The organism is Parahaliea aestuarii, assembly GCF_008064635.1.
In the GTDB taxonomy this organism is placed as follows: Bacteria; Pseudomonadota; Gammaproteobacteria; order Pseudomonadales; family Halieaceae; genus Parahaliea; species Parahaliea aestuarii.
In genome coordinates this window covers 210,174-230,608 of the sequence record NZ_VRYZ01000005.1, presented here as the reverse complement: position 1 = coordinate 230,608, position 20,435 = coordinate 210,174, and the positions used below count along the sequence as shown (strand labels likewise).

Here is a 20,435-nt window from a genome sequence, read left to right as displayed (position 1 = left end):
AGCGCGCAGTCTAGCAGGAAAGCGGCGGAAGCCGCCGCTTCAGTCCCGGGACACGCCAAACTGCTGCAGTACCGCCTCCCGCAACAGCGCCGGCGGCAACAGGCCCTGCTTCAGGATGAAGTCGTGGAATTCCAGCGCGCTGAAATCGTCACCCAGGGCGATTTCCACTTCCGTGCGCAGGCGCATCAAGCGCACATAGCCGTAGTAATAGGAGGTGGCCTGGCCGGGCAAGCGGAAGGCATAGCGGTCGGCCTCGGAGCTGGCCATGGGCCGCGACAACGCCGTCTGCTCCACCAGGAAATTCTCCGCCTCGTCGCGGCTCATCTGGCCGGTGTTGACCATCGGGTCGAGGAACATGCGCGCCGCCCGCATCAGGCGTGTGTAGAGGTCAAACAGCTGGCCTTCCAGCGGCAGGTAGGGCTGCATGATGGATTCGGCGTAGAGCCCCCACCCCTCGGCATTGGCGCTGTTGAAGGCGTAGATGGCCCGCGCCAGTGAGGTGCCGTCTTCCACCAACCGGGAGAACTGCAGTTCGTGACCCGGTCGCGCCTCGTGCACCAGCAGGGCCCATGTCATGGCGTCGTGGCTCCAGTCGTCCATCTGCGCTTCCGGCCCCAGCGCGGGATTGCTCTGCACCAGTACGAATTCACCGTACTGGCCGGTGTTGTCGATCAACTGGGGCGGGCTCATGAAGGACGCGGGGATCGCGGCGGCTTCTGCCTCGCTCGCCATGCGGATAACCGCATCGCGCCCGGGCAGCGTGACCAGTTGCTCGCGGCGGATGATGTCTTCCACCGTCTTCAGGCGCTCCCGGTACAGCGCCAGCAGTTCGTCCTGTGGCACCTGCTGTTTTTTCAGCTCGCGCAGCACCGGCACCAGGCGATGGTCTTTCCAGCCGCGTTCCGCCGCGATGCGCATGGCCAGCGCCTGCATCTGGCTGCGGATCAACTGGTAGCTGTACTGTCCCTCGGCGATCAGGGCCTCGGGAGAATCCATGACGCCGTAGCTCTTGAGACTGTCCACGTAGAGGGCCTCGGGCAGGCGATTGTCCTCCCGCGCCAGCGGCAGCACGGTCTCGCGTACCCAATTCCCGTAATCCGCCAGCTGCTGTTCCAGCAGCGCCAGACCATCCTGCCAGCCGTCGAGGCCCGAATCCTCGAACACGCTGCGCAGGCCGGCCAACAGGTGGGGAGCGGACTCGAGATGGTTTTCCACTTCGCCGCGGTAGGGACCGAGCAGGGTCTTGTCAGCGCGGCGGGATTCGGTGAGCGACCGGGCCTGCTCGGTGATCGGCGTAACGCCATCGGCCTGGCCAGTGTACTTTGCCAAACGCTCCAGCGCGGCGGGATAGCGCTTCCTGTCGACGCGAGGATCCAGCAGGCTGCGGAAGCTGTTGAACAGGAAAGCGTGCAGGTCGACGTAGGGCAGCAGGTACTGATGCTCCAGCTGCAGAGTGTCGAGCTCTCCCTGCATGGCGCTGGCCATGATCTCCAGGTCCTGAATGACACGGGTATTTTTCTCGCTCTCGCGCCAGCCGTCGATAGCAGCCAGCAGCTCCCGGTACAGCGCCAGTTGGCGCTGATGGCTGCCGGGACCAATGTGCGCCACCTCCGCGTCAAAGCGGGACAGGCCATAGGCGGCGACTGTCTCCGGCTCAACACTGGCCTGGCGTTCCAGGACCTGCATGGCGTAGCGATTGCTCTGCTCAATCCAGTCGGCATGAGCGGACAGGGACAGCAGGGCGAGAAAAGCCAGTAGGTAAATTCTGGTCATATTGATAATCCATGTAACTGGTTCATGAGACTGGTAAAGTGTTGCGAACCAGGCGGCCTAGGGCAAGGGTCACCTGGCGCTGCGGCCCAGGGCGGTCGGCGTAACTGGCGCAGATATTGCCTATAATTTATGAAAATCTGTTCCTGAGTCCCAAGCCATGCTGGAATCCTACATACACATCGAATTTGACAGCGACCGCACCCTGCAGGACCAGGTACGTGAACACCTGGTCGACCTGATTCTCAGCGGCAAACTGCCCGCCAGTGAACCACTGCCCTCCTCCCGGCGCATGGCCAGCATGCTCGGCGTTTCGCGCAACACCATCGTACTGATCTACGAGCACCTGGTGGACACAGGCTACCTGGTCAGCCGCCCGCGTCGCGGCTACTTCGTGGCCCCCACTTACGCCGACCCGGAATACCTGCCCGGCAACTGCGACGCAGGTGATGTCGAAGCGGTAGACTGGCAGCAGCGTTTCTGCATCCGCCCCGGCAGCGACCGCAATATCGTCAAACCCAACAACTGGGCCAGTTTCGAATACCCCTTTATCTACGGGCAGGTGCAGCACGAGTATTTCCCCATCGAGCAGTGGCGGGACTGCGCCCGCAAAACCCTCCACGAGCGCTGGAGCCGGCACTGGATCGACGACAGGGTGGACACCGACGACCCGATGCTGATCGAGCAACTGCGCACCCGCCTGTTGCCCCGGCGCGGCATCTACGCCGAGGCCAGCGAGATACTGGTGACCATCGGCACCCAGAATTCCCTCTACCTGCTGGCCAACCTGCTTTGCCAGCCCGGCGTACGGGTGGGGCTCGAGGACCCGGGCTTTCGCGATGCGCGCAATATCTTTGCCACCTTCGGCGCGGACCTGCACCTACAGGGCGTCGACGAACAGGGCATTGTGGTCGACGAGCAACTGGAAACCTGCGACTACCTCTACCTCACACCCAGCCACCAGGTGCCCACCGGGGCGGTACTCAGCGCAGATCGTCGCAAGGCCCTGCTGCACATGGCACAGTTGCGCGACATGATACTGATCGAGGACGACTACGATGCCGAAATCAATATGCAGGACAACCCCACACCGGCGCTGAAGGCCATGGATCGCGGCAACCGGGTGGTCTATATCGGCAGCATGTCCAAATCGATTTCTCCGGGGCTGCGCATCGGCTTTATGGTGGCGGACGAGGAATTGATCAACGAGGCCCGCTCGCTGCGCCGGCTCATGTATCGCCATCCGCCAGCCAACAACCAGCGCCAACTGGCCCTGTTCCTGTCACAGGGCTACTACGATGCCTACCTGCGCAAGATTCGCGAACTGTATCGCTCCAAGCTGGATCGCATGGTGCAGGGGGTAGAACAGTACCTTCCCGGTATGCTGGGTGGCTCGGTCAGTTCCGGCGCCACCTCCCTGTGGCTGCAGGCGCCGCCGGGGGTGGATAGCGAGGCCCTGGCCTGGCGCGCAGCGAAGAAAAGTGTGCTGGTCGAACCGGGCGGCATTCACTTCGCTGGCGACAACCCGCCGGCAAACTATTTCCGCATGGGTTTCTCCGCCATTCCCGCCCACAAAATTACACCCGGGATTCAAACCCTGGCGCAGTGTTTTGATCGCTAGTGCAGCCGGGAATGCCCGCGACTTGCGCCAATCGGGAGCAGCAAAGCACTACCGCCGCACCACGGCGGCGCAAAGCGGCGGTGCAGACGGTATGATAGGTGCCCGTTTCAACTCCGGAATCTGACCATGCAAAAGACTGTTTTCATCACCGGCGCCACCTCCGGCTTCGGACTCGCCTGCGCCCGCCGTTTCGCCCATGAGGGCTGGAACCTGGTCATCACCGGACGTCGCAGTGACCGTCTGGAAGCCCTGAGCACCGAGCTGGCCCCTCTCAGCACGGTATTGCCGCTGACGCTTGATGTGCGCGACACCGATTCGGTACAGGCCGCCGTGGCGTCCCTGCAAGCGCCCTTCGACAGCATCCACACCCTGATCAACAATGCCGGCCTCGCCCTGGGAACCGAGCCAGCCCAGCGCTGCGACCTCGAGCAGTGGCATCGCATGATCGACACCAACGTCAAGGGCCTGACCACCGTCACCCATGCCCTGCTGCCGCGTCTCATCGAAACCGGCACAGGTGCCAGCGTCATCAACATCGGTTCGGTGGCCGGCCACTGGCCCTACCCCGGCGGCAACGTGTACTGCGGCACCAAGGCCTTTGTCGAGCAGTTCTCCTACGCCCTGCGCGGCGACCTGCAGGGCACCGGCGTGCGCGTCACCAACCTGGCGCCGGGGCTGTCGGAGAGCGAGTTCACCCTGGTGCGCACCGACGGCAACCAGGATGCCCACGACGCCCTGTACGCCGGCGCCAACCCGATCCAGCCCGAGGACATTGCCGAAACCTGCTGGTGGATTGCTTCCCTACCACCCCACCTGAATGTGAACGCGCTGGAACTGATGCCGGTGAGGCAGGCGTTTTCGGCCCTGTCGATTTACCGGGATTGAAAAAAAAAGGCCCGGCACCTGATCGGTGCCGGGCCAAACTGCACAGCCCGCAACGGCTGGTTCAGATTTTTCGATACACGGCCTCTCCTCCGACATAGGTGAAAAGTACCTCGATATCGCGTAGTTCCAGCGGATCAATGGTCAAAGGGTTCTTCGACAGCACCACGAAGTCCGCGAGCTTGCCCACCTCGATCGACCCCTTGTCCACCTCCTCGAAGTTCTGCCAGGCCGCGTCGATGGTCAGGGCGCGCAGGGCGCGCTCCACGGCCACCCGTTCCTCGCCACCCAGCACCTGGTTACTGCGGGTCAGGCGGTTGGCAGACACCCACAACAGTTGCAGGGGATCCACCGGCGTGACCGGGGTGTCGTCGTGGATGGTGTACACGATGCCGCGTGCGTCGGCGGAGGCCAGCGGGCTGATGCCCGCCGCCCGCTCGGGGCCCATGAAGATGTCGCGGTGGCGGTCACCCCAGTAGAACACGTGGCCGACGAAGAACGATGGCGTGATACCGAGTTCAGCGATGGTATCGAGCTGGTCCTTGCGCACCATCTGGCAGTGCTCGATACGGTGGCGCGCATCGGCGCGCGGGAAGGCTTCCTGGGCGGCGCGGAAGGCATTGAGGATCTGGTCTATGGCGGCGTCGCCATTGCCGTGGATGGCGATCTGGTATCCCTGCTGGTGCAGGTCTACCACCATCGCCGTCAGCTCTTCCTGGCTGCGCCAGGGATAGCCGCGCCACTGGTCGTCGCCGTGATAGGGCGTGTGGTAAGGCTCGGTGAAATAGCCTGTATAGCCCTGGTTGGAGCCGTCCTGCACAATTTTAACGCCACCGAGCTTCAGGTGACTGTCGCCGAAACCGCTGACAAAACCGGCACTCTGCACCGGGGCTGGTTCTTTGCTGTCCATGCACATGGACATCGCCACCACCCTCAGGTCGAGGATATCCTTCTGCCGCGCCTTTTGCAGTGCCCTGAAGGTATCCGGGCGGGCACCGGTAATCACCGTGGTGGTGACACCCTGGCGCAGATAGAGATCCACCGCGGCGCGGTAGGCGGCCATTTCCTCGTCCTCGGACATGGGCGGGATCAGTGCCGACACTACCTGGGCCTTCTCCTCGAGCACCCCATCGGGCTCACCGGTTTCAGGATCCACGCGGATAACGCCGCCTTCCGGTTGCGGGGTGGCCGCGGTAATACCGGCCATCTCCAGGGCAAGGCTATTGGCCACGCCGAGGTGCCCCGAAGTGTGACTGATCCAGATCGGATGCGCGGTCGAGGCCCGGTCCAGGTCCTCGCGGGTGGGGTGGCGGCCGTCCTCCAGCAGGGTGTCATCGTAGCCGCGGCCCTGAATCCACGCTCCGGCCGGGGTGCTGGCTGCACGCACGGCCAGTGCGTCTACCACATCGTCGATGGTGGTCATGCGGCCCATCGGCGGGCTGTTCAGGTCGACCAGCCGGGTGGCGACAACGCCGGCACCGGGAAAATGATCGTGGGCCGCATAGAGCCCAGGCACCACCGCCCTGCCCTCGAGATCGACAACCTCGGTTGCCGGCCCGGCCAGGCGCCGCATGGCGTCGCTGCTGCCCACCGCTACTATGCGCTCACCCAGTACGGCGAAGGCTTCGGCCCTTGCGTCCTCCCCGGCCATGGTGATCACTTCACCGTTCAGGTACAGGGCATCAGCGGGCAGGCCGCTGAAAGCCGCCTCTTCCGCGGCAGGCACAGCGACCTGCCGCTCGCTACACGCCCAGAGCCAGCCGGCGATGGCCAGGGCGGACAGCGCCCGCCCGATGATCGCCAGTCGCCGCGTCAAAGCGGGGGATACTACTGACTGCCGTTCTCCCATACTCAGAACTCCGCCCGTACGCCGATACGAAAACGACTGCCGAGGAAGTCGTAGATACTGCGGTTGGTCTGCGGGTAGGCAGCGGGAATGTCAGTGCCCTGGTACAGGGGCTCCGAACTCAGCGGCGGATCCTCGTCAAAGATATTGCTCCAGGCCAGGTAGACTTCGCCGGTACTGTCATCCCAGAAGTCAAAACTGCGCGAGACATAGGCATCGAATACGACCTGGCCGTCGACGTCGTTATCATCAACCGTCAGGGCCGGATAGACGCTGGCCGGGCAGTCACTCGAACACTCGATAAAGTCATTACCCAGTACACCCGAGCTGACACCGCGCATGGTCAGGTTGAAGGTCCAGGGGGCGAGGCTGTAGAGTGCCGTTGCCCGGTATTTCCAGTCCGGCGTAGCGCCGGCCAACGACGAATTGCTGCCGGCCATATCGATCGCAGTAGTGCCATTGTCGGTGACGTTTTCCATGTAGTGGGTCGCCATAAAGCGCAGGCTGACGTAGCCGGGGACGTCAGACACCAGTTGCGCCATTTCGAAATCGTAGGACAGTTCCAGATCCAGTCCCTCTGCGCGCAGGCTGTTCAGGTTCTCGTAATAGATGTTGATCGTGGTCAGTGTCGTGGGGTCACTGGGATCGGTGAATACCATGTCGTCACAGTAGGCCTGGATGCCGCTGTCAAAGCAGAAGCTGGCAACCTGCTCCGCCGAGACACTGCCAATCACATCGTTCACTTCGATATCGTAGTAGTCCAGCGAGGCGCCAAAGCCGGGCAGGAAGCCGGGCTGCCACACGATGCCACCGCTCCAGCCCTCGGCTACTTCCGGGGCGAGTTCGGTGCTGCCCTGCAGGCTCTGCTGGTAGGGCACGATGACGCCGTTGATCTCGACCGTGTTGCCGCGCGCAGTGCCGGTGGCGAACAGCTCGCCGAGGTTGGGCGCGCGAATATCACGCGAGCGTGTGCCTCGCAGCGTCACATCCTTAATCGGCTGCCAGGTGAGGCCCAGCTTCCAGGTTTCCACCTCGCCGCTCAGGCTGTAGTCGGCATAGCGATAGCCGCCGTTGAAGTCCACACCGAAGCCGAGCGGTACCAGGGCCTCCACGTAGCTTTCCCAGACATCGAACTCGCCGCGGTCTTCCTGGAAGTTCCCGAAGCGCCAGCCGCTCTGGTACTGATCCTCCACCTCGCCGTATATCGACTCTTCGCGCCACTCGCCGCCAAAGGCAACGGAGATGGGGCCCGCCCAGCCGGTGATGTCATTGACACGGAAGTTCATCGCCACCACGTCCATATCGTAGGTTTCCTCACGCTCTGGCGCACCACTGACATAATCCCAGGCCTCGGGTGTGGAAACGCCCGTACCCATGATATTAAGTGGCACACAGCCGTTGTCCGGGTCTGACAGGCTGGTGCGGCACACTGCTTCGCCAGTGGCCGGGTCGATCACCGCATCGGTGGCCATGGCATAGCGTTCGAGGTGGTAGATGGTTGGCAGGTACTTCTGCAGGGCCACAGTGCGCGACTTGGTATAGCTGGCATCCCAATCCCAGTCTTTCTCGAACAGATTGAAGAAGCCCTCGGCACCGGCGGTGAAGCGATAGGTCTCGCGTTCATTGTTGTGCCCGGAGATCTCCGAGTCGCCATTGGCGGTCGACAGCAGGAAGGAATCAACACCCGCCGTATCCATCGCCTGGGCCATTTCGTCGGACAGGAAGGCATTATCGCGCTGGATCACATTGCGCAGGGTGGGCACGCGCAGGTAATTGGCGTAGCCCTCCCAGCCGGCATAGGACGCCTCGCCGAACACGCTGAAAGCCTCGTTTACATCAAAACTGGCGCGGGTGAAAAAGCTCTGCCGCTCATCGGCGGCCGCCAGCGACTGGGTCCCCGCCTGGTGCGAGGTGTACTGCCAGTCTCCGCCCTGCATCCACTGGCCACCCACTTCACCGTAGTTGAGCTGATTGATCGATCCCCCCTCACCGAAGTAGGTCCCACGCAGGGGCCCGTCGACAACCAGGCCACCGATGGTGTGTGAGGACAGGCCGATATTCTTGCCGGTAATGAAGGTGGGAACACCCTGCTCGCCCCGGAACAGGGCCGGGTTGGGCATTGCATAGTAGCCGGACTTGTTCCAGCCGCGCTGCGTCTCGTGAATGCCGTCGCTGTCAGTGGCCTGGGAATCGAACAGAAAGTGGCCGCGCCCGCCGGCGAAGGCGGACCCCGCCGTAAAACCAATGCGTTTGGACTCGTTGTCACCGCGGGTGGTGATGCCATAGTCCGCCGTGGTTTTTACCCCTTCGTAATCCTTGTCGAGAATAAAGTTGACCACGCCCCCGACAGCCCCGGAACCATAGGCTGCCGAGGCGCCTCCAGTGACCACTTCCACCCGGTCGATCAGTCCCTGCGGCATGGTATTGGTATCGATAAAGCCGGAAGAGGTAGACACCGGTGAGCGGCGGCCATCCAGCAACACCAGTGTGCGGCCCGCGCCGAGCGCGCGCAGGTTGATCGCGCTGATGCCGGCGATACCGGTCGCCAGACTGCCCGAGTTGGTAGTGCCGGTCTGGCTACCCGCCACTGACGGCAGGGTGTTCACCAGGTCGGCGATATTCTCCGGCGCCTGGGTCGCCAGTTCTTCCGAGCCCAGAGAGGTCAGCGGCGTTGGCGTATCGTAGCCGGTTCGACTCAAACGTGAGCCGGTAACAATCACTTCCTCGACCACACCTTCCGGCTCGGCCGCCTGGGCCTGTAACTGGCTGGTTCCGAGAACTACCCCGCCGGCCAGCAATATCGCCAGAGGACGCTTTTCGAATTGGAATACTTTGTTCATGTGACCCCCTATCGCGAGATTCCTCCCGGGAATCTCACAAGACTGTTACCGTCGACTCCCCCGTGCTTGCGCCGGCGGAGGCACCTGTTCCGACTGGAACGTAAAGGAGCTGCGCTTCCCGTTGGGGTATTTATTAGGCTTTCCGCGCTCTCGTGATCACAGTAGTGGCTGTGTCGAAAGCACCATAGAACCAGCATTGTGGAAAGGTGAGGCCACCCGTCGGGTGCATCGATTCCTGCACGCTATCTGAGCGTTTTGGTGAAAATTTTCTGTTGCCGCGCACCGGAACCGGGCAAAAACGGGGTGGCCGGCGCCGGTTATCACGGACTCTCCCCCGGAAGGACGTCAATCACGTAAGGTCGTATCGACAATGACACAGGGTGCGTGTTGCGAGTGCGGCTCTACGGGCCGCCATAGGACCAACCTGAAAAAAGGCGCACTGTCGAGACAGTGCGCCCTTCTACACAGGTGTTTGGAAAGGTGTTTGGCAATCAGGTGCGGGCGGGCTCCTGTTGCACCTGCAGGGGCTCGTTATCGCGCACCTGCTGCGCATGGCGTCGCAACTCGCGACGCACAACCGGCGCCAGCAGGTAGAGCCCGAGGATATTGGGGACACAGATCAGGAACACCATGGCGTCGGAAAAGTCGAGGATGGAACCCAGTTGCATACTGGAGCCGACGACCACAAACAGGCAGAACACCAACTTGAAGCCGGCCTCCGCCAGCTTCCCCTCGCCGACCAGGTAGGTCCAGCCCTTCAACCCGTAATAGGCCCAGGCGATCATGGTAGAGAACGCGAACAGGAAGCCGGCAACGGCAATGAAATAGGGTGACCAGGCCACATTGCGTTCGAAGGCCCGGGAGGTCATTTCAATACCGCCGAGCCCCTGGGTGAAACTCGGTACATAGTAGAGCGTGGTGATGATCACCAGTGCTGTCATGGTGCTGATGATCACCGTGTCGATGAAGGGCTCGAGCAGGGACACAAAGCCCTCTGTCACCGGATCGTTGGTCTGCACCGCCGAGTGGGCGATGGCGGCAGAGCCAATACCGGCTTCGTTGGAGAATACGGCCCGCTGGAAGCCGATCACCATGACACCCAGCGCACCGCCGGTGACGCCCTCGGCACTGAAGGCACCGCTGACAATGGCCTGCAGGGCGAAGGGCAGCGCCTCGCGATTCATGACCAGAATCAGCAGGGCGCCGGCGCAGTAGAACAGCGCCATGAAGGGCACTACCTTGCCGGTCACCCGGGCGATACTGCGTATGCCCCCCAGAATCACCAGCGCCACCAGCGCCGCCAGAATCAGGCCGAACAGCCAGCCCTTGTCGCCAAACCAGCTGGAACCAAAGCCGCCAGTAACGTTGACCACCTGCACATAGGCCTGGTTGGCCTGGAACATGTTGCCGATGCCCATGCAGCCAATAACGATACCCAGCGCATAGAAGCGGCCGAGGAAGCGGCCCAGCCCCGCCCTGCCCTTCTCGGCAAAGCCTTTTTCCAGGTAGTACATCGGGCCACCGGACACGGAGCCATCGGGATTCTGCCGGCGGTACAGCGTACCGAGGGTACACTCGACAAACTTGGTGGACATACCGAGCACACCGGCGGCAATCATCCAGAAGGCCGCGCCGGGCCCACCGACGGAAATGGCCACCGCGACACCGCCGATATTGCCGATACCCACAGTGCCGGAAACCGCCGTGGCGAGGGCCTGGAAGTGAGTAACCTCACCTTTGTGATCGGGGTTGTGGTAGGCGCCGCGCACAATGCGCAGCGCATGTGGCAGGCCGCGAACATTGAGGAAACCGAAATAGCAGGTGAAAAACACCGCCGCGGCAACCAGCCACAAAACCACCAGGGGCAAATCGGCGCCAAACAACGGCACGCTGAAAAAGACAAGGGCGGACAGTGCTTCGGTCACCGGACTCATCAGGCCGTCGACCCAGGCGTCGATGTCGGCCGCCAGCGCGGGCAACGGGGCCATCAATGCCGGCAGGGTAAGGAGGGTGCGGTGCTTCATGAAGAGATTCCTGTGTGCGGTTTGACTATAACGCAGCGCGACGCAGGATGCAGGCGCCGCGAGGCCCTGCCTAGGTTGTCGTGCGCCTCCGGCCAGTCCTGACCGTAAGGCGCAGCAACGGGTGGTTGATTGCGTACTGCTTCCCGGGCTCAGCCACAACGCATCAGGGCTCCGTCGAGGGCTTCGATGATGTCGTCGATGTCGCGACTGGAAGCGATCAGTGCGGGGCTCAGGCACAGGGTGTTGTTGAACTCACGAAAACTCCGGTTGGTGCGCCCGATCAGCACACCCTGGTCGGAGCAGTCTTTGGCGATGGCCATGGCGGTCTGCTCCGGGGCCGGCTGTTTGCTTTCCCTGTCCTGCACCAGTTCCAGGCCGGCAAAGAGGCCCACGCCGCGCACATCGCCCACCAGCGGATACTTGGCCTTCAGGGCCTGCAGCCCGTCCATGAGTTGCGCGCCGCGCTGGCGCACATTGGCCAGCAGGTCCTCGCGCTCGATGATGTCGATATTGACCAGCCCCGCGGTTGGTCCGGCAGTGCAGCCGCCAAAGGTGCTGATATCGCGAAAGTAGCCGAGGCGGTCCGCCGGTAGGGCCTTGAAGCGCTGGAACAACGATTCACTGGTGACCGTACAGGAGATGGCGGCATAGCCGCTGGCGACGCCCTTGGCCATGGTGACAATATCCGGCTGCACCTTGAAGTGCTGGTAGCCGAACCATTCGCCGGTGCGCCCGAGACCGCACACCACCTCGTCGATGTGCAGCAGTACCCCGTACTTGCGGCAGATGGCCTCGATGATGGGAAAGTACTCCGGTACCGGTGGAATCACGCCGCCACCGGCAGTGATCGGCTCCAACACCACCGCCCCGACAGTCTCCGGGCCCTCCCGCTGGATGACGGTTTCCAGGTCCTGGGCACAGTCGATATCACAGCTGCCGTAGGTCTTGCCGAAGGGGCAGCGATAACAGCAGCAGTTGGCAAAGGACACAAAGCCGTCCAGGAAGGGGCCGTAGTGCTCCTTGCGCTCGAACTGTCCGGTGGAACTCAGGGCACCGAAGGTCGTGCCGTGATAATCGCGATCGCGGTAGATGATTTTCGACTTGCTGCCGTCCCCCTCCATATGGGCCAGCTGGCGCACCATCTTGTAGGCCTTTTCGTTCGCCTCGGAGCCGGAGTTGGAATAGTAGACACGGCCCAGGCCCGGCAGCTTCTCCAGCAGGCGTGCGGCAAAGCGCGCGCCCGGCTCGCTGCCGGCGGTACCGGCGAAGTAACACATGGTCACGAGTTGGTCGCGCACCGCATCAGCAATCTCGGTACGTCCGTAACCCACGTTCACCGACCACACGCCGCCGGAGGTCGCATCGAGGTACTCGCGCCCGGTGGCGTCAGTCACCCGCATGCCTTCGCCGCGCACGATCACCATGGGGTCACTGTGCTCAAACTGGCTGTGCTGGGTAAGGTGGTGCCAAACCGTCTCGCGATCAGTCTGGATGATGTCTGTGGATGGTGCCGTCAGGGCCGCCTGTTGCATGCCAATGCTCCCGTGTGGTGTCCGGGGGCAAAGGTGCCCCGATTGACGTCCAGCTTAGGGACTCAGGCGGTGCGCGGCGTAGGTCCAGCCCATATAAGCCGATGGCACCAGCACCCCGGAGCGACAAGCTGCGCACCAATACGGTGCACAAAGCTAGAGCATGCTCTCAGGCACGATCAGCGACAGGGTCCCCGCGGCAAAACGCTGCCACCAGGTGGTATGGGGCTCGGTATCGTAGATGATCGCCTGCCCGTCGGTGCCCGGGTCGGTCCAGCGCAGCTTGCCATCGACCAGTTCCACGCGGTAGGCCTGTCGACCGACCATGGTGTCGAAACTGTCGTGCAACTGAGTGGCGACGGTCTCGTTCTCGATGAGAATGCCCATTTCCGTGTTGAGGGCGATCGAACGCGGATCGAGGTTGAAGGAACCGACAAAGACCCGCTGATGGCCTGAACCCATGGTTTTGGCGTGCAGACTCGCCTCCGAGGAACCGATCCATTTCTTGTTGCGGGTGATCTGGCTGGGATCGGGTTTGTACTCGTACATTTCAACCCCGCGCCGGATCAGGGCCTCGCGGTAGCGCATATATCCCGCATGCACCAGACCGACATCATTGGCGGCCAGCGAATTGGTGATAATCCGCACCCGAACGCCCTTGTCGGCGAGGTCGCCGAAAAAATCCACCAGCTTCTCGCCGGGCACGAAGTATGGCGATACGATCACCACTTCACCCCTGGCCTCGGTGAACAGCGGCGCGAGCTGTGGCGCCAGGTGGGTATCCGCGGTAATTTCGGTGGCTGTCACTTTGTCCGGGGAGTCATAGAGCAGGGTCGCGCGCCCGCGAAGAAATGTCATCTTACTTAGTTGCAGTCGCTCCAGCGCGCCATCGGCCCGAATGGCGCGGACATAGTCCGAATCCATGTACTCCGCTGCGCGCTGCTCCAGTGCGGCGCGCGCCTGCGGCAGGGTGTCGTCACTACTGCCATCGTCCAGCCCGAAAGCCGCGACCGGCACCACGACATCGCTGTTCCAGTACCGGTCGAACATGGTGGACACCTTGCCGACCACAGGGCCGACACCCATTACATCGAGATCCTGGAAGGCAGTGTGCGCCACGGCACCAAAGTATTCATTGCCGATGTTGCGCCCCCCTACCACGGTGACCTGATTGTCTGCGGTAAGCGACTTGTTGTGCATACGGTGGTTGAGGCGCTTCAGATCGCCGGCGAAACCGATACCGCGGCTGCCGCGATAGCCAAAGGGGTTGTAGAGCCTTACCTCAATGTTGGGGTGAGCGTCGAAGCGGGCGAGAAAGGCATCCTTGCCGGCGGTATCGAGGTCGTCCAGCAACAGGCGCACACGCACGCCGCGATCGGCCGCCTTGAGGAGTTCATTGACCAGCAGGACACCGCTGGTGTCGTTGTGCCAGATATAGTACTGCACATCGAGGCTGCGCTCGGCCGCCGCCACTACTGCCATACGCGCGACAAAAGCATCCATGCCGTCAACCAGCGGATAAAAGGCCGACTGGTCCGCAATGTCACCGAGACCTTCCCGCACCAGCTGCCCCAGGCGGGTGCCCTGCGTGTCAGTCAGCGCATGGCTTGCAGGCTTCTCGTAACTGGCGGGGTCGGGAACGGAAGCGCAGGCGCCGAGGAAACCGAGCACCAGTGCTATCAGTACCGGCAGACCAGTACGGTTCAGACGACGCTTGCTCATGCGGATACCCCGGCTGTGTCTTGTTATGCTGGGCTCGATTGTAACCTGCATGACCACCAGCCAGGCAAGGTGATGCCAGCGGGTTTCCCTCAGGCTCCGGCGCCCAGTTCGCTGTGGACAATCCGCGACTTCACTTCGCCGCCACTGACCGATTCAAGTATCACCTCGAAGCCCCACAGCTGTTGCAGGTGACGCACAACCTCCTCTGCACTGCCCTGCTCCAGCGGCCGGCCGCGATGCATTTCATGGCGCAGGGTCAGGGTACGGTCACCACGTACATTCACGTTGTATACCTGGATATAGGGCTCGATATTCCCGAGGTCGTAATTGGCCGACAGGGATTCGCGCACCTTCTGGTAACCGGCGTCGTCGTGTATCGCGCTCACTTCCAGGTAATCCTTTTCCTGGTCGTCCACCACAGCGAACAGCTTCAGCTCCCGTATCAGGCGGGGTGACAGGAATTGCAGGATGAAGCTCTCGTCCTTGAAATTACGCATGGCAAAGTCCATGGTTTCCTGCCAGGGCGTACCGGCGATATCCGGGAACCAGCGTCGGTCCTCGTCAGTCGGGCTTTCGCTGATTCGACGCAGCTCCTGCATCATCCCGTAGCCCAGAGTGTAGGGATTGATGCCACTGTAGTAGGGCGAATTAAAGGGCGGCTGGTAAACCACGGCCGTGTGGTACTGCAGAAACTCCATCATGAAGCCGTCGTTCACCAGCCCCTCGCGGTACATCTCGTGCAGAATGTGAAAGTGCCAGAAGCAGGCCCAGCCCTCGTTCATCACCTTGGTCTGGCGCTGGGGATAGAGGTACTGGGACACTTTGCGCACGATGCGGATGATCTCCCGCTGCCAGGGCTCCAGCAGGGGCGCATTCTTCTCCAGGAAGTAGAGAATGTTTTCCTGGGGTTCCTCCGGGAAGCGATGCTCCTGCTGCTGCGCCTCGGTCTCGGTCACCGGCAGGGTTTTCCACAGCTCGTTGACCTGCTGTTGCAGGATGGCCTCGCGCTCTTCCCGCTTCAGCCGCTCCTCCTCCACCGACAGTGGATAGGGTCGCTTGTAGCGGTCCACCCCGTGATTCATCAGCGCATGGCAGGCATCCAGTACATCCTCAACGGCATCGATGCCGTGGCGCTGCTCGCACTCGGCGATGTAGTTACGGGCGAACAGCATGTAGTCGATGATGGACTCGGCATCGGTCCAGGTGCGGAACAGATAGTTGTTCTTGAAAAAGGAGTTATGGCCGTAGCTGGCATGGGCGATCACCAGGGCCTGCATGGTGAGGGTGTTCTCCTCCATCAGGTAGGCGATGCAGGGATTGGAGTTGAACACGATCTCGTAGGCTAGGCCCATGCGGCCGCGCTTGTAGTTGTTCTGCACCCCCAGGAAATGCTTGCCGAAGCTCCAGTGGTGATAGTTGATGGGCATCGCCGCGGAGGCATAGGCGTCCATCATCTGTTCCGAGCTGATGATCTCGATCTGGTTGGGATAGGTGTCGAGACCGAAATTGCCGGCGATTCGGGCGATCTCCCGCTCGTAGTCCTGCAACAGCTCGAAGGTCCAGTCGGACCCGGTGGACAGGGGCTCGCGTTTTAGTGGCTCTGCCATGTCTTGCCAACTCCCTGGTCAGGCGCTCTGCTTGCGAAACAGTTCGTGAAAGACGGGGTAAATATCCCCCGGACCGGTAATATGCTGCATGGCGAACACATCCCGCCACTCGCTCTCCAGCCCCGAGTAGGTCTGCCACAGGGGTTTGTCGCCACTTTCGGTAATTTCCACGTAGGCATAGTACTGGCACAGGGGCAGTATCTGCCGGATCAGCGCTGTACTGCGCTGGGCGTCGTCGGGCCAGTTGTCGCCATCGGAAGCCTGCGCACCATAAATATTCCACTCGGCCGGCGAATAACGCGCCTCGATAATATTCTTCATCAGTTCCAGCGCACTGGATACCACAGTGCCGCCGGTTTCCCGCGAATTGAAGAACTCCTCTTCGTCGACCTCCTTGGCCACCGTATGGTGACGGATAAACACCAGTTCGGTGCGGTCGTAGTTCCGCGACAGGAACAGGTACAGCAGAATGTAGAAGCGCTTCGCCAGGTCCTTGGTAGCCTGGTCCATGGAGCCGGACACATCCATCACGCAGAACATCACCGCCTTGGAATGGGGGATCGGCTCGTTGTAGTGCCGGTGAAAGCGGATATCGACGTCGTCCAGGAAGGGAATGCGCGAGAGGGCTTCTCGCAGCGCCTCGATACGTTCGCCGAGTTCCGACCGCCGCGCCTCATGTTCGGGAGCCTCCGGCAGCGCGGCGAGCTCTTCCTCCAGTTCGCGCAGTTCGCGCCGGCGGCCGGCACCGAGTGCTATCCGGCGCGCTGTGGCTGAGCGCAGGGAACGCACGATACTGAGATTGGCAGGCGTACCATCAGAGGCGAAGCCGCCCCGCCGGCGCTGGAATTCCTCCAGCCCGGACAATTGCCGCTTGGTCAGGTTGGGCAGTTCCATATCGTCGAACAGGACGTCGAGAAACTCCTGCTGGTTGATCTGGAACACGAAGTCATCCATGCCCTCGCCATCGGGACTGCCCTGCTGCCCGCCCGCGCCACTACCGCCCTGGGGGCGGGCGATGCGATCGCCGCGAGTGTACTCTTCGTTGCCCGGGACTACGTGGGTAATCTGGCCGCCGCGGCCGTGGTGGAACTGCGGCTCGCCGATATCCTTGGTGGGAATCGATATCTGTTCACCGCGATCATTGTCGGTGATGTGTCGACCTTTGAGACTGTCAGAGACAGAGCGCTGAATCTGTTCGCGATAGCGGCGCAGGAAGCGCTGGCGATTGACGGCGCTTTTCTGTTTGGGGTTGTTGCGGCGATCGATCAAAAATCCCACTGCATTACCTCCGGGCGGCTTCGACTACCGGCGAAGGCCCGTGTATTTGGCTTCCGCGACACGCTGTGAATACATCCATGTACGCTCCTATTCGGCGTCCTGCCTCATAGGGTCGCTTCAGCCAAATACACGCCCCTCCGCCTGCTTTGGTGCCAAATTCCTTTGCTCTTGCCTCGCTGCCCTACTGCGATTTCCTCACCCGCAGATACCACTCGGACAACAGCCGCACCTGCTTCTCGGTGTACCCGCGATCGACCATGCGTTCGACGAAGTCGGAGTGCTTCTTCTTGTCCTCGGCGGAGGCCTTGGCGTTGAAGGAGATAACCGGCAGCAAGTCTTCGGTGCTGGCGAACATCTTCTTCTCGATCACGGTGCGCAGCTTCTCGTAGCTGGTCCACCGCGGGTTGCGCCCCTCGTTGTTGGCCCGCGCGCGCAGGGTGAAGTTGACGATCTCGGAGCGGAAGTCCTTGGGGTTGGAAATCCCGGCCGGCTTCTCGATCTTCTCGAGTTCGTCGTTGAGCGCCGAGCGGCTGAGTATCTCGCCGGTTTCCGGGTCGCGGTATTCCTGATCCTGCACCCAGAAGTCGGCGTAGGTGACGTAGCGGTCGAACAGGTTCTGGCCGTATTCGGCGTAGCTCTCAAGATAGGCCGTCTGGATTTCCTTGCCGATGAACTCGACGTAGTTCGGCGTCAGCCACTCCTTGATGAAGTTTAGGTAGCGATCGTGGGTCTCCTGGGGGAACTGCTCCTGTTCGATGGCGGTTTCCAGTACATACAGCAGGTGCACCGGGTTGGCGGCCACCTCCACAGCGTCGAAGTTGAACACCTGTGACAGGACCTTGAAGGCAAAGCGGGTCGACAGGCCGTTCATACCTTCGTTGACGCCAGCGTTGTCCCGGTACTCGGCAATGGACTTGGCCTTCGGGTCGCGATCCTTGAGGGACTCGCCGTCGTAGATGCGCATCTTGGAGTAAATGCTGGAGTTCTCCGGCTCCTTGAGGCGCGACAGCACGCTGAACTGGGCCAGGATATCCAGTGTATCCGGTGCGCAGGGCGCCTCGTGCAGGGAACTGTTCTGCAGCAGTTTTTCGTAGATCTTGATCTCTTCCGTCACCCGCAGGCAGTACGGCACCTTGACGATGGAAACCCGGTCGATAAAGGCCTCGTTGTTCTTGTTGTTCTTGAAAGACTGCCACTCGGATTCGTTGGAGTGGGCCAGCACAATGCCCTCAAAGGGAATGCCGCCGATGCTCTCGGTGCCGTTGTAATTGCCCTCCTGGGTCGCCGTCAGCAGCGGGTGCAGTACCTTGATCGGCGCCTTGAACATCTCGACGAATTCCATCAGCCCCTGGTTGGCGAGACACATGCCACCGGAGTAGGAATAGGCATCGGGATCGGACTGGGCGAAGTGTTCGAGTTTGCGGATATCCACCTTGCCCACCAGTGAAGAGATATCCTGGTTGTTCTCGTCGCCCGGTTCGGTTTTGGATATGCCGACCTGGTCGAGTATCGACGGAAACACCTTGACCACCTTGAACTGGCTGATATCGCCGTGAAACTCATGCAGGCGCTTCACCGCCCAGGGGGACATTACCGATTTCAGGTAGCGCCGGGGGATGCCGTACTCGTCCTCGAGTATCTGGCCGTCCTCGTCCGCGTTGAACAGGCCCAGTGGCGACTCGAACACCGGCGAGCCCTTGATGCAGTAGATGGGCTGGCGCTCCATCAGCTGCTTGAGGCGTTCGGCGAGTGACGACTTGCCGCCGCCCACCGGCCCCAGCAGATAGAGAATCTGCTTGCGTTCCTCCAGCCCCTGGGCGGCATGGCGAAAGTAGGAGACGATTTTCTGGACGCACTCTTCCATGCCGTAGAATTCGTCAAAAGCCTTGTAGCGCTTGATGACCTTGTTGGCGAAGATACGGCTGAGGCGAGGGTCCTTGGAGGTATCCACCACTTCCGGCTCGCCGATCGCGAGCAACATACGCTCGGCGGCGGACGCGTAGACACTGGGATCGGACTTGCACAACTCCAGGTACTCCTGAAGGCTGCACTCTTCCTCGCGCGTGGATTCGTAGCGGTCCTGATAGTGATTGAATAGGCTCATCGTTCTATTCCTCCCTGTCCCTGGACAAAGAAAACTCACTGAAGACTCGTCCTCAGCATACAGGAATTTCAAGCGCTAAGAAGACGAAGATTGAAAATTTAATGCGTGATTTTACGCAGAAAACCTTTTTTAATAGGGCGATCTGCAGCGCCTGAATGCGGCTAACTGCAGCGGGCGTTGCCGCCGGTTTACCGCCTGCCATCCCGGCACCATCGTCCCCGGACACCCACGTTACACGCTGCAATAATTGTTCCCACCCTCTGCCCGTTGCAACCTTGCACACCGCGCCGTCAACTTTGCGTCACCCCGCTATCTTGCGGCGCCGATGTCGCCACTGCTATAACGGGCCGCTCGCTATTGCACCCTGTCCCCTGATTTCCCAGAAGGAAAGCCCATGTCACACCCCCTGGACCGCGCCATCGCCCTCCGCAGCGATGGCGAGAATACCTTCCAAGGCCAGATACCCACGGACTACGCCAACTTCATCGGCCCCTTCGGCGGCGTACTCGCAGCGGTGATGCTGAATGCCCCCTGCCTCTCTGCCGACCGCCTGGGGGACCCGCTGTCGCTGACCGTCAATTTTGGCGGCCCGGTGGGCGAGGAACCCTTTGCGGTGGTGGCCCGCCCCACGCGCACCAACCGCTCCTCCCAGCACTGGCAGATAGAATTGCACCAAAATGGCGAAATCCCGGTAACCGCCAGCGCCATCTTTGCCCTGCGCCGGGATACCTGGGCGGACCTGGAGCGCCGCTTTCCCGATGTGCCGCCGGCAGCAGAAGCGCCCTCCCTGGCCTCGGAACATCTGCCACGCTGGGTGAGCAACTATGAAATGCGGGTGGTGCGCGGCGGAATGGGCTTCCTGGCGCAGGCGCCGGAGGCCAGTGACAGTTCGGAAACCGTGCTGTGGATTCGCGACAACCCGCCGCGGGCGCTGGACTTCCCGGCCCTGGCGGCGCTCGCCGATAACTTCTTCCCACGGGTGTTTGTGCGCCGGCCACAGTTTGTACCGGTGGGTACCGTGAGCCTGACCACCTACTTCCACGCCGACGGCGCCGAACTCGAACGGCAGGGGGACCGCTTCCTGCTGGGACGGGCCTGGGGCAACCGCTTCCACAAGGGCTATCACGACCAGTCAGCCGAGTTGTGGAGTGAGTCCGGCCAGTTGCTGGCCAGCACCCACCAGTTGGTCTATTTCAGGGAGTAGCCGCGCGG

At 61.8% G+C, this 20,435-nt stretch carries 12 protein-coding genes; 3 read left to right on the top strand and 9 right to left on the bottom strand.

Features of this window, described 5'->3' with window-relative positions; all coding sequences use genetic code 11:
- Positions 1-39: 39 nt before the first annotated feature.
- A complete protein-coding gene (locus FVW59_RS12725; RefSeq protein WP_148064722.1) occupies positions 40-1,773 on the bottom strand; it encodes a DUF885 domain-containing protein in 1,734 nt (577 codons plus the stop codon).
- Between the two features lie 157 nt (positions 1,774-1,930).
- On the opposite strand from FVW59_RS12725, the gene pdxR reads away from it, so the two are divergent.
- On the top strand, positions 1,931-3,391 hold the full coding sequence (gene pdxR / locus FVW59_RS12720) for a MocR-like pyridoxine biosynthesis transcription factor PdxR (RefSeq protein ID WP_148064721.1): 1,461 nt from the start codon (positions 1,931-1,933) through the stop codon (positions 3,389-3,391).
- A gap of 126 nt (positions 3,392-3,517) precedes the next feature.
- Complete coding sequence (locus FVW59_RS12715) at positions 3,518-4,276, top strand: SDR family NAD(P)-dependent oxidoreductase (RefSeq protein WP_148064720.1); 759 nt, start codon at positions 3,518-3,520, stop codon at positions 4,274-4,276.
- A gap of 61 nt (positions 4,277-4,337) precedes the next feature.
- Here FVW59_RS12715 and FVW59_RS12710 read toward each other — a convergent pair whose 3' ends face one another.
- The 8 genes from FVW59_RS12710 to FVW59_RS12675 all read right to left on the bottom strand — a co-directional run bounded on the left by FVW59_RS12710 (position 4,338) and on the right by FVW59_RS12675 (position 19,223).
- Positions 4,338-6,122: an amidohydrolase gene (locus tag FVW59_RS12710; RefSeq protein WP_148064719.1), complete on the bottom strand. Its 1,785-nt coding sequence runs from the start codon at positions 6,120-6,122 to the stop codon at positions 4,338-4,340.
- A 2-nt stretch (positions 6,123-6,124) separates the two neighbouring features.
- Positions 6,125-8,959 carry a TonB-dependent receptor plug domain-containing protein gene (locus FVW59_RS12705; protein WP_148064718.1) on the bottom strand — a complete coding sequence of 945 codons (2,835 nt, stop codon included), beginning with the start codon at positions 8,957-8,959 and terminating at the stop codon, positions 6,125-6,127.
- Between the two features lie 491 nt (positions 8,960-9,450).
- Positions 9,451-10,983 (bottom strand): alanine/glycine:cation symporter family protein, encoded by a 1,533-nt coding sequence (locus tag FVW59_RS12700; protein WP_148064717.1) that lies wholly within the window; start codon positions 10,981-10,983, stop codon positions 9,451-9,453.
- A gap of 149 nt (positions 10,984-11,132) precedes the next feature.
- Positions 11,133-12,515, bottom strand: a complete 1,383-nt coding sequence (locus FVW59_RS12695) for an aminotransferase family protein (protein WP_148064716.1) — start codon at positions 12,513-12,515, stop codon at positions 11,133-11,135.
- Between the two features lie 153 nt (positions 12,516-12,668).
- Positions 12,669-14,234 (bottom strand): phospholipase D family protein, encoded by a 1,566-nt coding sequence (locus FVW59_RS12690; RefSeq protein WP_187275873.1) that lies wholly within the window; start codon positions 14,232-14,234, stop codon positions 12,669-12,671.
- A gap of 89 nt (positions 14,235-14,323) precedes the next feature.
- Positions 14,324-15,841: a SpoVR family protein gene (locus FVW59_RS12685; RefSeq protein WP_148064714.1), complete on the bottom strand. Its 1,518-nt coding sequence runs from the start codon at positions 15,839-15,841 to the stop codon at positions 14,324-14,326.
- Between the two features lie 18 nt (positions 15,842-15,859).
- A complete protein-coding gene (locus tag FVW59_RS12680) occupies positions 15,860-17,119 on the bottom strand; it encodes a YeaH/YhbH family protein (protein ID WP_148064713.1) in 1,260 nt (419 codons plus the stop codon).
- 181 nt (positions 17,120-17,300) lie between these two features.
- The gene (locus FVW59_RS12675) at positions 17,301-19,223 is read right to left on the bottom strand and encodes a PrkA family serine protein kinase (protein ID WP_148064712.1); all 1,923 of its coding nucleotides are present in this window, start codon (positions 19,221-19,223) and stop codon (positions 17,301-17,303) included.
- A gap of 394 nt (positions 19,224-19,617) precedes the next feature.
- Here FVW59_RS12675 and FVW59_RS12670 point away from each other — a divergent pair, with 394 nt between their 5' ends.
- Positions 19,618-20,427: an acyl-CoA thioesterase gene (locus FVW59_RS12670; protein ID WP_148064711.1), complete on the top strand. Its 810-nt coding sequence runs from the start codon at positions 19,618-19,620 to the stop codon at positions 20,425-20,427.
- Positions 20,428-20,435: the final 8 nt, after the last annotated feature.